We start from the raw sequence: 17812 nt of genomic DNA on the forward strand, positions 1-17812 counted from the left end.
TAACATGCAGATATTAGACAAAATTTCTCTTGGATTTGGACGGAAAATTCCAACCATTTTACAGACGGAAGCGACAGAATGTGGATTAGCCTGTATTGCGATGATTGCGCATTATTATGGCTATGAGTCTGATTTATTAACGTTAAGACGTCGTTTTTCAGTTTCTCAAAAGGGTTCAAATCTCAATCAGCTGATCAAAATTAGTAATCAGTTGAAAATGGTAACACGCCCATTAAAGCTGGATTTAGAAGATTTAGATCAGCTTAAAACCCCGTGTATTTTACATTGGGATTTCAACCACTTTGTGGTATTGCAAGAAGTCAGTGCCAATAAAGTCACGATTTTAGATCCAGCATTTGGTAAACGTGTACTGACACTCAATGAGGTGTCTGAACATTTTACGGGTGTTGCATTAGAGCTTTGGCCAGATACTGAATTTGAAAAAAAAGAAGATAAAAATCAGATTCAGCTTAAAGGTCTAATCGGTCATGTTCGTGGTTTATGGAAATCTCTCGGGCAAATTTTAATCTTGGCCTTAGCCTTAGAAGTTTTTTCATTAATTAGCCCATTTTTTATGCAATGGGTGATCGACCATGTGATCGTATCTGCAGATCGGGATCTCTTAACGATACTGGCTATTGGGTTTGGCATGTTGATGTTGCTTCAGCAGTTTATCGGGCTACTTCGTTCTTGGATCATGATGTATATGAGCACACATTTAAGTGTGCAGTGGCAAGCCAACGTCTTTAATCACATGATTAATGTTCCTGTCTCTTATTTTGAAAGACGATCACTCGGTGACATTGTTTCGCGATTTGGATCAATTGGTAACATTCAAACCACGCTCACCACAACGTTCTTAGCTGCGATTCTTGATGGATTAATGACAGTATTTACGTTGATTTTAATGTTTGTATACAGTCCGAAGTTAGCTTGGATTGCAATTTTTACCATGGGCTTATACGCCTTAATCCGATGGATTTGGTATGCACCTTTGAAGCGAGCGACTGAAGCGCAAATTATTCATGCAGCGAAGCAAAGCAGCCATTTTATGGAAACTGTGCGTGGAGCTAAAACCATAAAACTGTTCCAGCGACAAGATGTTCGCCGTTCGACTTGGTTAAACCTTATGGTCAATCAAGTCAATGCTGGATTAACGACCCAAAAGTTAGGTTTAGGATTCTCATTGGCGAATGGAGTCTTATTTGGGATTCAGAACATTCTAATTATTTGGTTAGGTGCCACATTGGTATTGGAGGGTAATTTTACAGTTGGTGTGCTGATGGCATTTATGGCGTATAAAGGCCAATTTGATAGTCGGGTTGCAGGACTAATCGATAAGTTTATCGAAGTTAAAATGCTTCAAATTGATGTAGAGCGTTTATCCGATATTGTGTTAACAGAACAAGAAAAATTATACGGTGATGCTGAAATCACAAATGTAGATCAGGTTGAGAATGCAATTGAAGTCGAAAATCTGCACTTTAAATATTCAGAAAATGACCCTTATGTACTCAAGGGGATTAGTTTTAAGATTCCCCAAAATCAATCTGTCGCCATTGTCGGGGCAACAGGTTGCGGTAAGACCACACTGCTACATGTTCTGTTAGGCGTATTTAAACAGAATGAAGGTGAAGTCAAAATCATGGGGCGTGACTTTGAACAATTAGGATTAAACGCTGTGCGAGATCAAGTCGCGACAGTGTTACAAGATGACATTCTATTTGCTGGTTCAATCGCAGAAAACATTTGCTTTTTTGATTCAAATCCAGATATGCAATGGGTACAACAATGTGCAGCATATGCCGCAATTCATGATGACATTAGCCGTATGCCAATGGGATATCAAACCTTAGTGGGGGATATTGGTAATATGTTGTCAGGAGGACAGAAACAACGAATTTTATTGGCTCGTGCTATCTATAAAAAACCAAAGATTTTATTTATGGATGAGGCGACCAGTAGTTTAGACGTATTAAAAGAACAAGAGGTCAATGCAAATCTCAAGCATTTGAATATTACCAAATTGATTATTGCACACCGTCCAGAAACGATTTCATCTGCTGAGCGGATTATCGCTTTACAAGATGGCGTGATTGTCCGTGATATGTTGACCAAGGATTTGCAACCTAAATGAAAATTCCATACATCGCTTTCATTGTTGTTGCTGAGTCGCTATTCGTACATAGTTCGTTGGCTTATGCAGAGAGTTGGTTGTCAAAACTGACTCCAAATCTAAAAAAACAGCGCGAGACTTTATGGTTTGATGAGCTCACGGCTCAGCATAAAGCCCGTGAGAATGAGACAAAACGTAAGCAAATAGAACAACAACTCAATCAAAGTGTGTCACTTGACCTTCAAAATCAGAAAATGTTAAGTCAACCTCAACATTGTTTATCTCAAAATAGTCTCAAGAATGAACAGCAGATAGAGCTCCTTGATGCCATTGAACGTGCAGTTTGTCGTAATCCTGAGACAAAAAGTACTTGGGCACAAACGCGTATTCAAGCTGCTCAGCTTAAAATCTCTAAAGCAAATTATTATCCTCAAGTGAATAGCACCTTGAATTACGATTGGTCACGTGATGATAATCAAGTAAAAGATCGTCCTGTTTTGAGTTATGACACTGACTTACGCCGTTACGGACTTGGAATAAGAGCCAATTGGCTACTTTATGATTTTGGTAGTCGATTTTATCAAGCAGAAGAAGCCGAAAAATTATTAGCGATGTCTTTGGCACAGCATGATGTAGCTTTGCAAAATATGATCATCAAAACGATTTCGACTTATTATCAAATTATTCAGGCTGAGTTAAAGTTAAATAATATTAATGAGTTGGTTGTACTTGCAGAAAAAAACTATGAAATTGCAAATGCTCGATATCGTGCGGGTGTTGGTATCAAATCAGATGCATTACAAATGTCCGCAAATTTGGCGAAAGCAAAGTCAGATCAAACTAAATTTTTAGGTGATTTAAAAATAGCAAAAGGACTTTTAGCATCATTAATGGGTGAGCCTGCATACCAAAATTTCAAAATTAATAATCAATTAAAAATTCCAAAAGAGCTAGATCTTAAACCGATTGAAATCCTCATTCAGGATGCTGAAAAAATGCATCCAAAGTTTAAAGCTGCACAGTATGATTCACTCGGAGCTGAAAATAAAATTAAGGCAATACAGCGGTCTAGATATCCATCTATTAGTTTTAATGGCATTTATGATCAGCAAAAACAAACGAGTGAAAGTTATGGAAGTGATCGCCAATCTCTACAAGCGGGTGTGCAAGTCAATTTCCCATTGTTTGATGGTTATAATCGAAAAAATCAAATTGTCATTGCTCAAGAAAACTTAAAATTAAAGCTATTAGAGCAGGAGAGATTGAAGCTTGAAATTAATGCTGAAATCTGGAAAAACTATAATGAGCTAAATGCAATTCATGACAATATTAAGGCGCTAACGATATTGAATCAAAGTGCTTCAGAAGCCTATGAAGTCGCTCAAGGACGTTATAAAGCGGGTGTAGGAAATTTACTAGAAGTGCTTAATGCTCAGAATGTGTTAAGTGAAGCAAAAATGAATTATTCCACCTTGTTGACAGAGTTTTTAGTGGTGAGGTATCAACTTCTATCTAACATGGGAAATTTGAATATTTGGAATGAGACACGAGCTCAATAAGTTTTTATAAATAAGAGAATGGAGTGATCAAAAAATCACTCCGAAACTCGAGATACAATTAAATAGCAGAATAGAATGGGAACATCCCAAATATTAATCCACTTGCAAGCATCACTAAGCACGTAATAATCGCCCATTTAATGGTAAATTTTTGGTGTTGACCAAACTCAATCCCAGCAAGCCCGCAGAGTAAAAAGGTAGATGGAACTAAGGGTGAGAGCAGATGAACGGGTTGACCAACAATCGATGCACGTGCCATTTCCACAGGAGAGATGCCATAATGTGCTGCAGCTTCAGATAAGATGGGCAGAACACCATAGTAAAAAGCATCATTTGACATAAAGAACGTTAAAGGCATGCTTAAAACGGCTGTGATTGGTGCCAAATATGGACCCATACTATCTGGAATAATCGCTACTAACTCTTTTGACATGGCATCAACCATACCCGTGCCAGTGAGTAAACCTGTAAAAATACCAGCGGCAAAAATAATACCAACGACATTTAAAGCACTACCAGCATGATGAGCGACTAGGCTTTTTTGCATATCAATATCACGATAGTTCACGACTAAAGCAATACACAATGCAATCATAAATAAAATAGGCATAGGCAAAATACCCATGACTAGGCTGGCCATCAGTGCAAGAGTCAATAATCCATTGAACCATCTCAAATGCGCTCGATTTGCCTCTGGGTTTGATGAAATTTGAATATTGTCGCCATGGCTAATATCCAATTCCATGATGCCTAATCTTTTTCGCTCCATTCGGCCATACATGGTTCCTAAAAAGTACAACCAACCAATGGCGAACAGCATCGGTAAAATCATAGGAACAAACACATCGCTAGGATCTACATGGAGTGCACTTGCCGCACGTGCAGTAGGTCCACCCCATGGCGTTAAATTCATGATTCCACTGGCTAACATCATGAGACAGGCCATAATTAAAGGGCTCATGCCTAATCGCTTGTAAAGCGGTAACATGGCAGCAACACAGATCATATAAGTGGTAGAGCCATCACCATCTAAAGACACGATCAATGTTAAGGTAATCGTACCTAATACTACTTTGAGGGGATCACCTTTTACCAATCTGAGAATAAATTTCACTGATGGATCGAATAAACCTGTATCAATCATGATGGCAAAATACAAGATAGCAAATAGCAACATGACGCCGGTAGGTGCTAACTTTTTAACACCATCTAACATCATTTCACCAAGTTCATTAAGTTGAATATGGTTCAAACTATCTACAAAAAAACCTAATCCATATGCAATTAGCGCAAAAAGAACGGGAATAAGCGTGAGTGCGACGAGGGGAGTCATACGTCTAGACATAATGAGGTACATAAAGCACAAAATCATGCCCAAACCAAGCAAGGTCAACATGGATCTATCCTTAGATTAGCGTTTTAATCAATATTGTTTCTATTACAGTATTTGTTATCTTCGAAAACGCCGACCATCTTAGAGAAATTTATGATTAAACTAAATATTGTTTAGAAAATATTAAAATAACCATAATTTTTATAAAAAATAGTAGTTAAAATTCATAAGTTTAAAATTTATATTTTGTGATTGGAGACATTAAAAATGATTTTTAAGTGTGATAGTTGTAGTAAAAATTGAGTATAAATTCTAATTTTAATAATTTTTGAAGGCGAAAAATCTCAAGTTTAATTAGATAAACTGAATAAAAAATCCACCTGAGTGGTGGATAGTGTCTTATTCAACAGTTGATTCTAATTCTGCTTTTTCATCAAGTAATCTGGTCACGAGTAGTTGGTCAATTTTAAAATGGTCAACATCGACCACCTCAAATTTATAACCATTAAATACTACACTATCAGCAGGACGTGGAATCTTACGAAGTTTAAACATCATAAACCCAGCTAAAGTTTCATAGTTTTCATCATCAGGCATTTCATCAATTTCTAATGCATGCTTGACATCTTCAATAGGTGTACTGCCTTCAATCAGCCAAGAATGATCATCCCGCTTGATAATTTGAAGATCTTCATCCGTTGGCGTAACCCAGTCACCCATCACGGTAATCATAATATCAGATAGGGTAATAACACCAACCACCAAGGCATATTCATTGATGACTACGGCAAACTTTTCTTTACTAGATCTGAAGCGATCAAGTAATTCTGATAGTGTAAGTGTATCTGGAATCGTTAATACATTACGGATAGTGGATTCATTCAACTGATTAAATTTTTGATTATTTAAAATACGAATCAAGATATCTTTAGCATCAACATAGCCAATCACTTGATCAATATTTTCATTGCAGACTAAATATTTTGAATAGGGAAATTCAGCCAGTTTTTGACGAATACTTTCTTCTGATTCATTGATGGTAAAGAAAACTACGTTTTCACGTGTAGTCATGCTCGAAGGAACATTTCGTTCTTCAAGTTCAAATACATTTTCAATAAAGTGATGTTCTTGTTTTTGTAAGACACCTGCTTGTGCCCCTGCATCCATTACCGCGGAAATATCATCAAAAGTAATATTATCATCACGAGTAGTATTTACTTTGAATAAACGGAATAAGAGGTTGGCAATTGCATTAATAAACCAAGCTAATGGACGACAAACAGTAATGAATACCTGAATAGGATTAATTAAAGAGACAGCGATTTTTTCAGGTGCAATCATTGCCAATCGTTTAGGCATAAGATCAGCAAATAAAATAAACAGTGATGTCACTAAAGTAAATGATAATGCAAAACCAATTGATTGTGACCAAGGACCATCATAGAAACGATCGACCAAAATCACAAAATAAGGTCTAAATGCAGCTTCACCTAAAATCCCCCCCAAAATTGCAATAGCATTTAAGCCGATTTGCGAGGCAGCAAAGAAATCAGCTGAATTCTCTTGAAGCGTAAGCACCTTTTGTGCACGATCATCACCAGACTCAGCCAAAATTTTCAGTTTCACTTTACGTGATCCTGCAAGTGCGATTTCACTTAATGATAAGAATCCAGCTCCAGCAATCAAAATCATAATGATCACGAAATTCTGAAAGAGGCTCACACGAACACCTTTGTTTTTAAATTATTTATGAGGAAAGTTTTATCACAAAAAACATAGAGGTAGTGAATTTTTACACTACCTCAATATCATAGTTATTGAGTAAAAAATTTTAAAGTATTGATTTAAATCAGCTCTACTCAATCAAAATTGTGAGAAGTGGGTATTGTTATTTGAAAGAAATTCACGATTTTCTTCCTCAGTCATTTGACGAGCAACATATAAAATCAACTGACGTAACCAACGATGAGCAGGATGATGATGTAATAGAGGGCACCACGCCATTTTGAGTTCAAATTCAGGAATGTAAAATGGAGGGTCTTTGAGCATCAAGTTTTGACTTTTAGCTTGTAGGCGAGCGATTTTCGTCGGTAATGTCGCAATGAGATCAACATTAGACGCTAATAAACCTGGCATTTGATAATGACGTGTAAATACCGAAATTTTGCGTTTTTGACCAATACGCTCTAAAGCTTGATCAATCCAACCTAAACCGGCTTGTTTCTCTGGGTTAACACCAAATCCTACCCCCATCCCAGTTTTAGAAACCCAGATATGTTGCGCATCTAGATAACTTTTTAGATTCAAATTATTTACGGCAGGATGCTTATTATTCAGTAAGCATGAAAAGCTGTCACGCCACACCAGAACCTGATGAAAACTTTGTGGTATTTCGTTGAAACGGTTGATGGCAAGATCAACTTTACCTTGTTCCATATCACGATAAGATACATCACTCGGTGTTAGAAAATCTAAAACAACATTTGGTGCTTCTGAACGCAGAGCCTTAACTAAGCGAGGCACAAGTGTCGCTTCAGCATAATCTGAAGTCATGATGCGGAAAACACGATTTGACGTATAAGGTCTAAATTCTGTTCGTGGTTCTAAGATCATAGATAGATCAGAAAGGGCATCACGAATACGAGGCTGTAGTTCTAAAGCCCTTTCTGTAGGAGTCATTCCTTCAGAAGAGCGAATTAAAAGCGGATCATTAAATAAGTTACGAAGACGACGTAAAATATTACTCATTGCAGGCTGAGTAACACCCAATTGTTCTGCTGCACGTGTAACATTCTTCTCTCGCAAAAGAACATCTAAGTAAATTAAGAGATTGAGATCAACCCGCTCAAGATTCATAAAAAAAATACCGAAAATAAATTTTTGAAATCGTGGAGAATTATGCCATAAGCGCTTAGGTTTGTGTGTTTTTATGCTGATTTTTTCAGCAGAATTTAACATATATTCATCAAATTTACGTTATTTTTGTCATAAGGCAGTACCTATACATTTATTTAAGAAATAGGGCTTTAGTTGTTTTTGAAATTACCATGCTATGTTCTAAATTGTTTTTAGGTTTATCTCAATTTAAATGCTTTATTGTTGATTCCATCAATATGGTTCACAGTTTAAAAAATATTCATTTAAAACTAACAGTTTATTAATGATGCTCTGTCAAAAAAGTCAATTGAAGGGTAAAATCTAAAGATGTTTGAAGAAAAAATAAACGTAATTGTGAGCTTGATACTTAAGTCTAATGAATAAGAATTACTCAAATTGTGTTAAAAGTGTACAAATACTTATTTTATAAATTTTATTAAAATCAATAATTTATTGAATGGTATTTCATTTATATTACGACTTTAATCTACATATTTTTTAAATAAATACTGAGAATTAAACGAAAATATTGGATTAATTTCTAGAGTCAATCTAAGCTAAGTCCATAGCAACGAAGCGCTCTAAATCTGAACAATTAATACCGAGTAGATTTAGTCCTTCGATTGATAAATCCTAAAATTATATACAGGGTAAAATATCATGACTACATACCAAACAGCGATTGATGCAATCCGCGAATTAAAAGCAAAATTCGGCAACACTTGGGCAGACATCAGTCCTGAAGATGCTGCACGTATGCAACTTCAAAACCGTTTCAAAACTGGTTTAGATATTGCGAAATACACAGCTGCGATTATGCGTCGTGATATGGCTGCTTATGATGCTGATTCTAGCAAATATACTCAATCTTTGGGTTGCTGGCATGGTTTCATCGCACAACAAAAAATGATTGCGAACAAAAAATACTTCGGCACTACTGAACGCCGTTACATCTACCTTTCTGGTTGGATGGTTGCTGCACTTCGTTCTGAGTTTGGTCCACTTCCTGACCAATCTATGCACGAAAAAACTTCAGTTCCTGCATTGATCGAAGAAATCTACACATTCTTACGTCAAGCAGACGCAAAAGAATTAAACGACTTATTCCGTGCACTTAAAAAAGCGCAAGAAGCGGGTGATACTGCTAAAGCTGCTGAAATCACTTCACAAATCGACAACTTCCAAACTCACGTTGTGCCAATTATTGCCGACATCGATGCTGGTTTCGGTAACGAAGAAGCAACTTACTTACTTGCAAAGAAAATGATCGAAGCGGGTGCATGTGCACTTCAAATCGAAAACCAAGTTTCTGACGCGAAACAATGTGGTCACCAAGCAGGTAAAGTAACTGTTCCACACGAAGACTTCATTGCGAAAATCCATGCACTTCGCTATGCATTCTTAGAAATGGGTCTTGACGACGGTATCATCGTTGCACGTACTGACTCTGAAGGCGCTGACTTGACTCAAAAAATCCCAGTGGTTAAAGAGCCAGGCGATATCGCTTCTCAATACATCAGCTACTTAGACACTACTGAAATTGATATTTCAGAAGCGCAAGAAGACGAAATCCTAATCAAACGTGATGGTAAATTACACCGTCCTAAGCGTTTAGCTTCTGGTCTATATCAATTCCGTGAAGGTACTCAAATTGACCGTGTTGTACTTGACTGTGTAACAAGTTTACAGAACGGTGCTGACCTTCTTTGGATCGAAACTGCAACGCCAAACGTTGAAGAAATCGCTCACATGGTGAACCGTGTACGTGAAGTTGTGCCAAATGCAAAACTTGTTTATAACAACTCACCATCATTCAACTGGACGTTAAACTTCCGTCAACAAGCTTACGACCGTTGGGTTGCTGAAGGTAAAGACGTATCTGCTTACGACCGTGCTAAGTTAATGAGCGCTGAGTATGACAATACTGAATTAGCTGCTGATGCTGATGCGAAGATCCGTACGTTCCAAGCTGATGCTTCTCGTGAAGCAGGTGTATTCCATCACTTGATTACACTTCCGACTTACCACACTGCTGCGCTTTCTACACATGAGCTTGCAGAAGGTTACTTCGGTTCTGAAGGTATGTTGGCTTATGTTGCTGGTGTACAACGTAAAGAAATCCGTGGTGGTATCGCTTGTGTTAAACATCAAGCAATGGCTGGTTCAGACATCGGTGATGACCATAAAGAAATCTTCGCTGGCGACAACGCGCTTAAAGCGGGTGACGATGCGAAAAATACAATGAACCAATTCTCTGCATAAGCACTGAACTAATTCAAAAAAACCCTGCGTAAGCAGGGTTTTTTTATTGTTAATGAAATTATTTAACTAAATACATGAGCCAATTTAATTGATGTATAGATAGAAAAACAGCGGTAGTAAAACCTAATACATATTTTGAATAAAAGTAATGCCAAAGCTGTTACAATCCCGAAAATTTACATTTGTATATTTATATGTTTGAAAAATTTGCTGAACAGAGTTTAAATGCATTAGGTTGGGAAATTGATAACCATTGGCCCTTAGATTTAGACCAATGTGTCATGATTGCTGCACCACACACCAGTAACTGGGATGCTTTATACGCGCGATTAGCGCTCAAAGCTTTAGGTGTAAATGTCAGAATTACAATTAAAGACAGCTATATGAAGTTTCCATTTGGTCCTTTTGTCCGGGCTATGGGAGGGATCGGAATTAATCGCCGACCAAAGAAAGAGGGAGAGGAAAGACCAAGCATGGTGCAATTAATGGCAGATCTTTTTAAAGATCATCCAAAATTGGTCATGTTGGTGACGCCCGAGGGAACAAGGTCAAAACAAGAAAAATGGAAAACGGGTTTTTACCATGTGGCAATTACAGCGAATGTCCCAATCGCTTTAGCATATATGGATTACAGTCAAAAAAAATGCGGTGTAGGTAAAATTATTTATCCTACTGGAGATATAGAAGTGGATATGGCAGAAATTATGGAATTTTATTCAAAGATTTCAGCTAAATTCCCCGAAAAATTTAGTGTTGACCAACGATATTCACACAACAGTTAATATATGGAGAAGGCAGAACAATCTGCCTTTTTTAATACAAGAAAATTGCGTTTAAGGTTAAAATAAAGCCTGAAAAAAACAATAAAGTTAAGACAATCGACTTAAATTTTTGCTCAGATATTTGATAAAAAATTTTTGCTCCAATGATCGCTGGTAGGCTGACCGTGAAGATCAAAATCCACAAATAGGACAAGTGATTTACGTTAATGGTCTGGTTAAATAAATAGATGAGCAAAGTAAACAGTTGAATGGCGAAATTAAAATGTCGAAGAATGTTGCGTTGCTCATGTTTAGGAAGTTGTTTTAGCATCACCCAAGCTGAGGGAATTGCACCACAGAATCCACCGAGCCCACCTAAAATTCCACCCAAAAAACCAATCAAGCCGTCCATCCTGAGTTCGGTATCTTTTAAGCAATGTAGTTGCGGATTAAAAAACATGAGTGGACACCAAATTAATAAAAATATCCCAAGTAGTAATTTGAACGTGTCTGCATTGATATAATGAAGCAAAAAAGTACCCAAAGGTACCCCAATTAAGCCAGCGATAATATAGACCCAAACGATAGAGGGCTTTATAAAGGTTCTTGGTTCTTTATACATTGAAATGATATGACACCATAGTGATGCACAAACGACCAAGGGGGCGGTGATCTGAGGCGGTAGAATCCATACCCAAAAAGACATCGCAATAAGAGCGAAGGCAAAACCTGTGAGACCTTGAATAAATCCAGCAAAAATTGCGCCTAGAATAAAGATACATAACGTCATAAGGTGACTGCATCAATTGCTAAAGCAGGAGTAAAAGAAAAATGCATGAGATCGTCGGATAAGGAAAACTGATCAATCCTAAAATAATATTTGTTATCTTAAAAATAATAAGAACAGCAATAGCTAGCAGTAAAGCGAATAAAAGCCCTGAAAATCAGGGCTTTTATTATTAATTGGTTTTAGGTTTTAGGTTTTGTGTTAGACCGTTGATGTCTCCACCCTGAATACCGAGTTCACTCATTAAGCTGTCAATAAGAGGGGCTTGCGAACGATATCTGAGTGCGCTATTCACCACTTGATCTGAAAGTGCAACGGATTGTGATTGATCTGATTGATCAGCTGAAGTTGTGGTGCCAGTAATGCCAGCAAGACCATTCACTTGTAATATCTTGATATCATCAATATTTTCCATTGGTTTAACACTTTCACGGATGATTTCAGGCAAATACTTCAAAAGTGCCAAACGAATTTGCATCTCAACTTGTTCACTCGACAAGATATTATTTGCTTCATTGACTGCGCGTGTCCCTTCAGCATCGACTTGGTATTGTTTTTCTAAAGCTTGAGCCAATAAAATTTTAGCATCAGCTTCACCTTTAGCTTTTAGGCGAACTTTTTCTGCTTCTGCTTCAGCCGCAGTACGCACAGCTTCAGCCTCATCTACAGCAGCTTGTTTTGATGCCTCGGCAGCCACAGTAATTGAAATAGCATCAGTTTCTGCAGCCTGTTTTGCAGCAACAAGTTCAACCGCTTTAATACGCTCAGCTCGCTGTGTTTCACGAACAGTCACAACTTCTTCCTCGGCTTTCACTGCTTGCGCACGGGCTTGGTCAGCAAGTGCTTTGGCTTCAGATTCAGCACGAGATTTCTCGGCAATCGCGATTGCGCGATCTTGTTCCGCAAGTTCAATGGTTTTCTTTTGTTCTACTTGCGCTTGTTCAATAATTTGTGCTTTTTGAATATTTTGATTTTCGACATCACGTGCAGCTGAAATACGTTTTAATTCAATTTCACGTTCTGCAGCGATTTGGGCTTCTTCTGCCTCACGCTTTTTGGCAGCTTCTTGTGTTGCAATTTCAGCAAGTTGTTCAGCTTTTCGAATCGAAATTTCACGCTCTTGTTGCATCTTTGCGTATTCTTCTTCACGCAGGATTTGAAGGCGTGCTTGTTCAGCTTCTAAATTTTTCGCTTTAATGGCTAAGTCAGCATCTTGTTCAATATCGTTACGTTTTTTTCGACGATCTTCAATAGTTTCTGTTAATTTTGTTAAACCTTCTGCATCAAATGCATTTTGTGGATTAAAAAATTTAAAGCTGGTCTGATCAAGACCTGTTAAAGATACAGTTTCGAGTTCTAAACCATTTTTGAACAGATCTTCTGAAACAACTTGTTGAACTTTCTGAACGAAGTCGACACGTTTTTCATGTAACTCTTCCATAGCCATTTCTGCTGCTACTGCACGCAGGGAATCTACAAATTTACCTTCAACCAAATCTTTTAATTCATTTGGTGACATGGTTTTTTGACCCAAAGTTTGTGCCGCGGTAGCAATCGATTCAGCTGTTGGCTTAACACGAACATAGAACTCAGCCATCACATCTACACGCATTCGATCACGCGTAATCAAGGCTTGATCAGCTGCACGTTTAACTTCTAAGCGAAGGGTATTCATATTGACAGGAATGACTTCATGTAAAACAGGAAGTACAATTGCACCACCTCCCAATATAACTTTTTCCCCACCAAAACCAGTTCTGACAAATGAAACTTCCTTGCTTGAGCGTTTATATAGTCTTGCAATAATGGTTCCGTTGACAACCAGCGCAATGAGAATAAGTCCTGCAATTATAATAATTTGATAAAAACTTGAACTAAACATTTTTTTCTCTAAGTTGATTTATTGTGAAATGGCTTGAAAGCCTTTGAGACTACGTTGTGTAAGTAAGACTTGCTGACCTTGTACGAATATTTCGTCAGCTTCAGGTTCGACTAAAATGTAATGTGTTTGACCAAAGCGATCTTTGAGTTTTGCTTGCGCAGGATAGTGCAGTCGAGCAGTGCCTAAAACGATTTCTGCTCGAAGTCCAATTAAATCGTCGCTATGAATTGCTGTGGTTTCATCTTTAGGGATGATCTTTGCTATCCATTTTGAGAATAGACGTACGAATGGCATACAGACCACAAGAACCAGTGGAGTAATGAGCCAGACTGTTAAAAATGATCCAAATACATGATGGATGATAGATTGGGCTAAGAAGCCAACAATTGAAAAGGTCGTGAGAAAGATGATCAGCCAAATTAATACAGGAATACGTCCAAGATAAAGCCAATCTAAAAATTGCATCCAAATACTAGATTGATGGTCAACGATCATTTCAGGAGAAGAATCTAATGAACTAGGTAGAAATTGCTCTAAAAATCCTTGACTACTGAGACCTGTTATTAATAGAAAGACTTCAAGAATGCCTATAAAAAACATCAAGCAGATACTAATACTGAAGAATAGGTTCGACGGATTTATAAACATGTCCCACATGGGTAGTCTCTTATAGATATTAGAATTTTTAACAAATTTTAATCAAAATAATAAAATAAAGTGACCTAATTATCAATTATATAATATTGATTTCATTTTGAATGGATTCAACATAAAAAAATACGCAGTGATTGGGGTGATCACTGCGCAGAACAACGAATCTGCTTACACAGTTTCGGTTAAGGAGAAATGTTATGAATTTTGGGGGTATTCATAACAGTAATTAAATGATATTCAATTTCATTTAGCAACTCATTGGTAGTCGGGTTAAAACGTGTAAGATTACGTTAATAAGTTTAATTGAAGGTTAATTTTAATTAGGTTAATAAATAGCCATAAAAAAAGCCGCAATGTGATGCGGCTTTAAGTGTGCTTATTTTTTGGGGATTAAAATTTAAAAACACCTAATCCAGCTTTGACTTCATCCAATGTTGCTTGCGTAATATCACGACACTTGTCTGTACCAGTTTTTAAGATATCCATAATATAATCAGGATCCTTAGCAAGCTCCATACGACGTTCACGAATAGGCGTGATCAACTCTTTTAAAACACCTTCAAGGCGTTTTTTGACTGTACCATCACCTAAACCACCACGACGATAGTGATCTTTAAGCTCTGCTACTTCTTCTGGATTTGGATCAAAAGCATCTAAATAAGTAAATACAACATTACCTTCCACCTGACCTGGATCTTCAATACGAAGATGGTTAGGATCTGTATACATAGCATTTACAGCTTTTTTAATGTCTTTATCAGAAGCATCTAAAACAATTGTATTGCCCAATGATTTAGACATTTTAGCTTTACCATCAAATCCTGGTAATCGACCAACATTCGATAGCAAAGCTTTACATTCAGGCAAAAGCTCTTGCCCAATCTGACGATTTAAACGACGAACAATTTCATTTGTTTGTTCAATCATTGGAATTTGGTCTTCACCTACGGGCACAATCGATGCTTTAAAAGCAGTGATATCAGCTGCTTGAGCAACTGGATAGCATAAGAATCCAGCTGGGATGTCACGCTCGAACCCACGCATTTGTATTTCAGACTTAATCGTAGGATTTCGTTCTAGTCTTGAAACTGTGACAAAGTTTAAATAAAGCATGGTCAGCTCATTCAAAGCTGGCAAGCTTGATTGAACGCAAATTGTTGTTTTTGTCGGGTCGATCCCAACAGCGAGATAGTCAGTTGCAACTTCAATAATATTACGTCTAACTTTTTCGAAGTTATCAGCATTGTCTGTAAAAGCTTGTGCATCAGCCAATAATAGATGTTGGTGATGGGAATCTTGCAAACCTACTCGTGAACGTAAAGAACCGACAAAGTGGCCTAAATGAAGTTGTCCAGTTGGACGGTCACCTGTCAAAATAACAGGGCGATTATCTTGATTACTCATTTTCTATACCAAAGTCATCAACACTAGGGCTGAATTTTTAAAATTTCGCAATATTGTACGGCATTATTTTTTTTTATGTCAGCATAAAGCATCGAAAGAATCGAATTAAAAACGCCTTATTTGAGATAGTATTAATAATGTTGATACAGAATAAATTGAAATAGAAGAATAAAATTCCAAAAAACAAAGAAGGATAACAATAATGGCAAATAGTTTATTGGTGCTATTAGATGATATAGCCACCATTCTTGATGATGTTGCGCTGATGAGTAAAATGGCTGCAAAAAAAACGGCCGGTGTATTGGGTGATGACTTGGCACTCAATGCTCAACAAGTTAGTGGTGTGAAAGCCGACCGTGAATTGCCTGTCGTTTGGTCTGTTGCAAAAGGCTCATTTGTTAATAAATTAATTTTGGTTCCATTAGCATTATTAATTAGTGTGATTGCACCTTGGCTTATAAATCCTTTATTGATGTTAGGTGGATTATTTTTATGTTATGAAGGTGTAGAAAAAGTAATTCACTCATTACACCATAAAAAAGCTAAAACATCTGAACAGGCCGAAAAAGAACTCGAAAACTTAAATGTAGATCTAGCAACTTTTGAGAAAGATAAAATCAAAGGCGCGATACGAACAGACTTTATTTTATCTGCTGAAATTATCGTGATTTCATTGGGTACAGTTGCAGCAGCTACTTTTGGAATAAAGGTTGCAGTCTTGTCAGTCATCGCAATTTTAATGACGATTGGTGTTTATGGTTTAGTTGCTATGATTGTTAAAATTGATGATTTGGGATTTTATCTCGTCAAACAAACGTCTACATTGAAACAGAGAATTGGTCAGGGCTTAATTGCTTTTGCGCCTAAACTTATGAAGACACTAACCATTGTCGGAACAATCGCGATGTTCTTGGTTGGTGGTGGTATTATTAATCATACCATCCCATTATTTCATCATTTTACTGAAGATTCCGTCGATTATATTGAACATATTCCAAATATAGGCAGTATCATCGGTGCTTTAACCCCGACGCTCTTAAACTTTGTCATAGGTTTTATTGCAGGACTTATCGTTTTGGTCGTTGTTTCAGGAATACAAAAACTATGGAACGCTAGAAAAGTTTAGAGTTTGATGAAATAACGTATTATATGAAGTTATATGATTAAAAAGGGCTGAGATTATGCGTTGGAAAGGCCGGAGAGTAAGTAGTAATTTAGAAGATCGCCGTGGAGGCGGTGGGGCTAAAGCTGGTGGAATTAGTATTCTCGGTTTAGTTGTTGCATTTGTTGCTTGGAAATTTTTTGGGGTTGATCCACAACAAGCCTATCAGGCAACTAAACAAGTGACTTCTAACAATCAGCAACAAGCGATAGGGATTGAAAACCCAACACCCGAGCAACAAGAAACAGCGGCATTTGTTGGTACGGTACTCGCTGATACTGAAGATACATGGACCACCGTTTTTCAAAAACAGGGAATGCAATACCAAGCACCGAAACTAGTGATGTTTAGTGGTGTAGTCAATTCAGGCTGTGGTACAGCCCAGTCAGCGATGGGGCCATTTTATTGTCCTGCAGACCAAAAAATCTATATTGATACTGATTTTTTTAAAGATATGCGTCAGCAAATGGGTATATCGGGTGAACGAAATCAATCAGAATTATCTACACAAAATGCTGCTGGTGACTTTGCACAAGCTTATGTGATTGCGCATGAAGTCGGACATCATATTCAAAATCTTTTAGGTATTTCAACTCAAGTCCAACAAGCTAGACAACGAGCTACTGAAGCTCAAGGGAACCAATTATCAGTCCGTTTGGAATTGCAAGCTGATTGTCTAGCTGGTGTGTGGGCAAAAGATACACATCAACGAACTCAATTCTTGGAGCAAGGTGATGTTGAAGAGGCAATGGATGCGGCGCATAAGATTGGTGATGATTATCTTCAGAAAAAGGCTAGAGGACATGTGGTTCCTGATAGCTTTACCCACGGCACAAGCCAACAAAGAATGTATTGGTTCGATCGTGGCATGAAAACAGGTGATGTGAACCAATGTGATACATTCAATACCTCAATCTAAATCTACCAAGCAGAATCGATTGATTTTTTTGCAAAGTTAATACATGTAGCCTGCTAATGGAATAATTTATTAGGAAGGCTACACATCTTTAAAAAA

At 37.4% G+C, this 17812-nt stretch carries 13 protein-coding genes; 6 read left to right on the forward strand and 7 right to left on the reverse strand.

The features are described 5' to 3' along the window. The first annotated feature begins 4 nt into the window (after positions 1 to 4). Both AC1M9E_RS03605 and AC1M9E_RS03610 read left to right on the forward strand, forming a co-directional pair. Positions 5 to 2137, forward strand: a complete 2133-nt coding sequence (locus AC1M9E_RS03605) for a peptidase domain-containing ABC transporter (RefSeq protein WP_481607706.1) — start codon at positions 5 to 7, stop codon at positions 2135 to 2137. Further along, entirely contained in the window at positions 2134 to 3675 is a 1542-nt protein-coding gene (locus tag AC1M9E_RS03610) for a TolC family protein (RefSeq protein ID WP_481607705.1), read from the forward strand. Before AC1M9E_RS03605 ends, AC1M9E_RS03610 begins: the two co-directional genes overlap by 4 nt. A 58-nt stretch (positions 3676 to 3733) precedes the next feature. Here AC1M9E_RS03610 and AC1M9E_RS03615 read toward each other — a convergent pair whose 3' ends face one another. The 3 genes from AC1M9E_RS03615 to AC1M9E_RS03625 form a co-directional block, all read right to left on the reverse strand. Further along, positions 3734 to 5071 (reverse strand): CitMHS family transporter, encoded by a 1338-nt coding sequence (locus AC1M9E_RS03615; RefSeq protein WP_092767019.1) that lies wholly within the window; start codon positions 5069 to 5071, stop codon positions 3734 to 3736. Between the two features lie 336 nt (positions 5072 to 5407). Further along, the gene (gene paeA / locus AC1M9E_RS03620) at positions 5408 to 6730 is read right to left on the reverse strand and encodes a polyamine export protein PaeA (protein WP_035267989.1); all 1323 of its coding nucleotides are present in this window, start codon (positions 6728 to 6730) and stop codon (positions 5408 to 5410) included. Positions 6731 to 6871: 141 nt separating this feature from the next. Then, positions 6872 to 7864, reverse strand: a complete 993-nt coding sequence (locus AC1M9E_RS03625) for a LysR family transcriptional regulator (RefSeq protein ID WP_035268043.1) — start codon at positions 7862 to 7864, stop codon at positions 6872 to 6874. A 681-nt stretch (positions 7865 to 8545) separates the two neighbouring features. Between AC1M9E_RS03625 and AC1M9E_RS03630 the strand changes: the two genes are divergently transcribed. Beyond that, a complete protein-coding gene (locus tag AC1M9E_RS03630) occupies positions 8546 to 10147 on the forward strand; it encodes an isocitrate lyase (protein ID WP_035267987.1) in 1602 nt (533 codons plus the stop codon). A 194-nt stretch (positions 10148 to 10341) separates the two neighbouring features. After that, the gene (locus tag AC1M9E_RS03635) at positions 10342 to 10929 is read left to right on the forward strand and encodes a 1-acyl-sn-glycerol-3-phosphate acyltransferase (protein WP_180028109.1); all 588 of its coding nucleotides are present in this window, start codon (positions 10342 to 10344) and stop codon (positions 10927 to 10929) included. Between the two features lie 31 nt (positions 10930 to 10960). Here the strand turns inward: AC1M9E_RS03635 and AC1M9E_RS03640 are convergent, their stop codons facing one another. The 4 genes from AC1M9E_RS03640 to trpS all read right to left on the reverse strand — a co-directional run bounded on the left by AC1M9E_RS03640 (position 10961) and on the right by trpS (position 15635). After that, positions 10961 to 11698 (reverse strand): sulfite exporter TauE/SafE family protein, encoded by a 738-nt coding sequence (locus AC1M9E_RS03640; protein ID WP_481607704.1) that lies wholly within the window; start codon positions 11696 to 11698, stop codon positions 10961 to 10963. A gap of 169 nt (positions 11699 to 11867) precedes the next feature. Continuing rightward, positions 11868 to 13577, reverse strand: a complete 1710-nt coding sequence (locus AC1M9E_RS03645; protein ID WP_488225036.1) for a flotillin family protein — start codon at positions 13575 to 13577, stop codon at positions 11868 to 11870. Positions 13578 to 13595: 18 nt separating this feature from the next. Next, entirely contained in the window at positions 13596 to 14234 is a 639-nt protein-coding gene (locus AC1M9E_RS03650; protein ID WP_481607702.1) for a YqiJ family protein, read from the reverse strand. 387 nt (positions 14235 to 14621) lie between these two features. Beyond that, complete coding sequence (gene trpS / locus AC1M9E_RS03655) at positions 14622 to 15635, reverse strand: tryptophan--tRNA ligase (RefSeq protein ID WP_092767023.1); 1014 nt, start codon at positions 15633 to 15635, stop codon at positions 14622 to 14624. A gap of 202 nt (positions 15636 to 15837) precedes the next feature. Here trpS and AC1M9E_RS03660 point away from each other — a divergent pair, with 202 nt between their 5' ends. Together AC1M9E_RS03660 and ypfJ are read left to right on the forward strand one after the other, a co-directional pair. After that, entirely contained in the window at positions 15838 to 16761 is a 924-nt protein-coding gene (locus AC1M9E_RS03660; RefSeq protein ID WP_488225037.1) for a DUF808 domain-containing protein, read from the forward strand. 55 nt (positions 16762 to 16816) lie between these two features. Next, complete coding sequence (gene ypfJ / locus AC1M9E_RS03665) at positions 16817 to 17716, forward strand: KPN_02809 family neutral zinc metallopeptidase (protein ID WP_092767025.1); 900 nt, start codon at positions 16817 to 16819, stop codon at positions 17714 to 17716. Positions 17717 to 17812 lie beyond the last annotated feature (96 nt).

Source organism: Acinetobacter sp. 24-47-47, from assembly GCF_057737035.1.

What these genes read in the sequence shown, in the direction of transcription:
- AC1M9E_RS03605 (WP_481607706.1), top strand. Translation starts at nt 5, where the DNA reads ATGCAGATATTAGACAAAATTTCTCTTGGATTTGGACGGAAAATTCCA.
- AC1M9E_RS03610 (WP_481607705.1), top strand. Translation starts at nt 2,134, where the DNA reads ATGAAAATTCCATACATCGCTTTCATTGTTGTTGCTGAGTCGCTATTC.
- AC1M9E_RS03615 (WP_092767019.1), bottom strand. Translation starts at nt 5,071, where the DNA reads ATGTTGACCTTGCTTGGTTTGGGCATGATTTTGTGCTTTATGTACCTC.
- AC1M9E_RS03625 (WP_035268043.1), bottom strand. Translation starts at nt 7,864, where the DNA reads ATGAATCTTGAGCGGGTTGATCTCAATCTCTTAATTTACTTAGATGTT.
- AC1M9E_RS03630 (WP_035267987.1), top strand. Translation starts at nt 8,546, where the DNA reads ATGACTACATACCAAACAGCGATTGATGCAATCCGCGAATTAAAAGCA.
- AC1M9E_RS03635 (WP_180028109.1), top strand. Translation starts at nt 10,342, where the DNA reads ATGTTTGAAAAATTTGCTGAACAGAGTTTAAATGCATTAGGTTGGGAA.
- AC1M9E_RS03640 (WP_481607704.1), bottom strand. Translation starts at nt 11,698, where the DNA reads ATGACGTTATGTATCTTTATTCTAGGCGCAATTTTTGCTGGATTTATT.
- AC1M9E_RS03645 (WP_488225036.1), bottom strand. Translation starts at nt 13,577, where the DNA reads ATGTTTAGTTCAAGTTTTTATCAAATTATTATAATTGCAGGACTTATT.
- AC1M9E_RS03650 (WP_481607702.1), bottom strand. Translation starts at nt 14,234, where the DNA reads ATGTGGGACATGTTTATAAATCCGTCGAACCTATTCTTCAGTATTAGT.
- trpS (WP_092767023.1), bottom strand. Translation starts at nt 15,635, where the DNA reads ATGAGTAATCAAGATAATCGCCCTGTTATTTTGACAGGTGACCGTCCA.
- AC1M9E_RS03660 (WP_488225037.1), top strand. Translation starts at nt 15,838, where the DNA reads ATGGCAAATAGTTTATTGGTGCTATTAGATGATATAGCCACCATTCTT.
- ypfJ (WP_092767025.1), top strand. Translation starts at nt 16,817, where the DNA reads ATGCGTTGGAAAGGCCGGAGAGTAAGTAGTAATTTAGAAGATCGCCGT.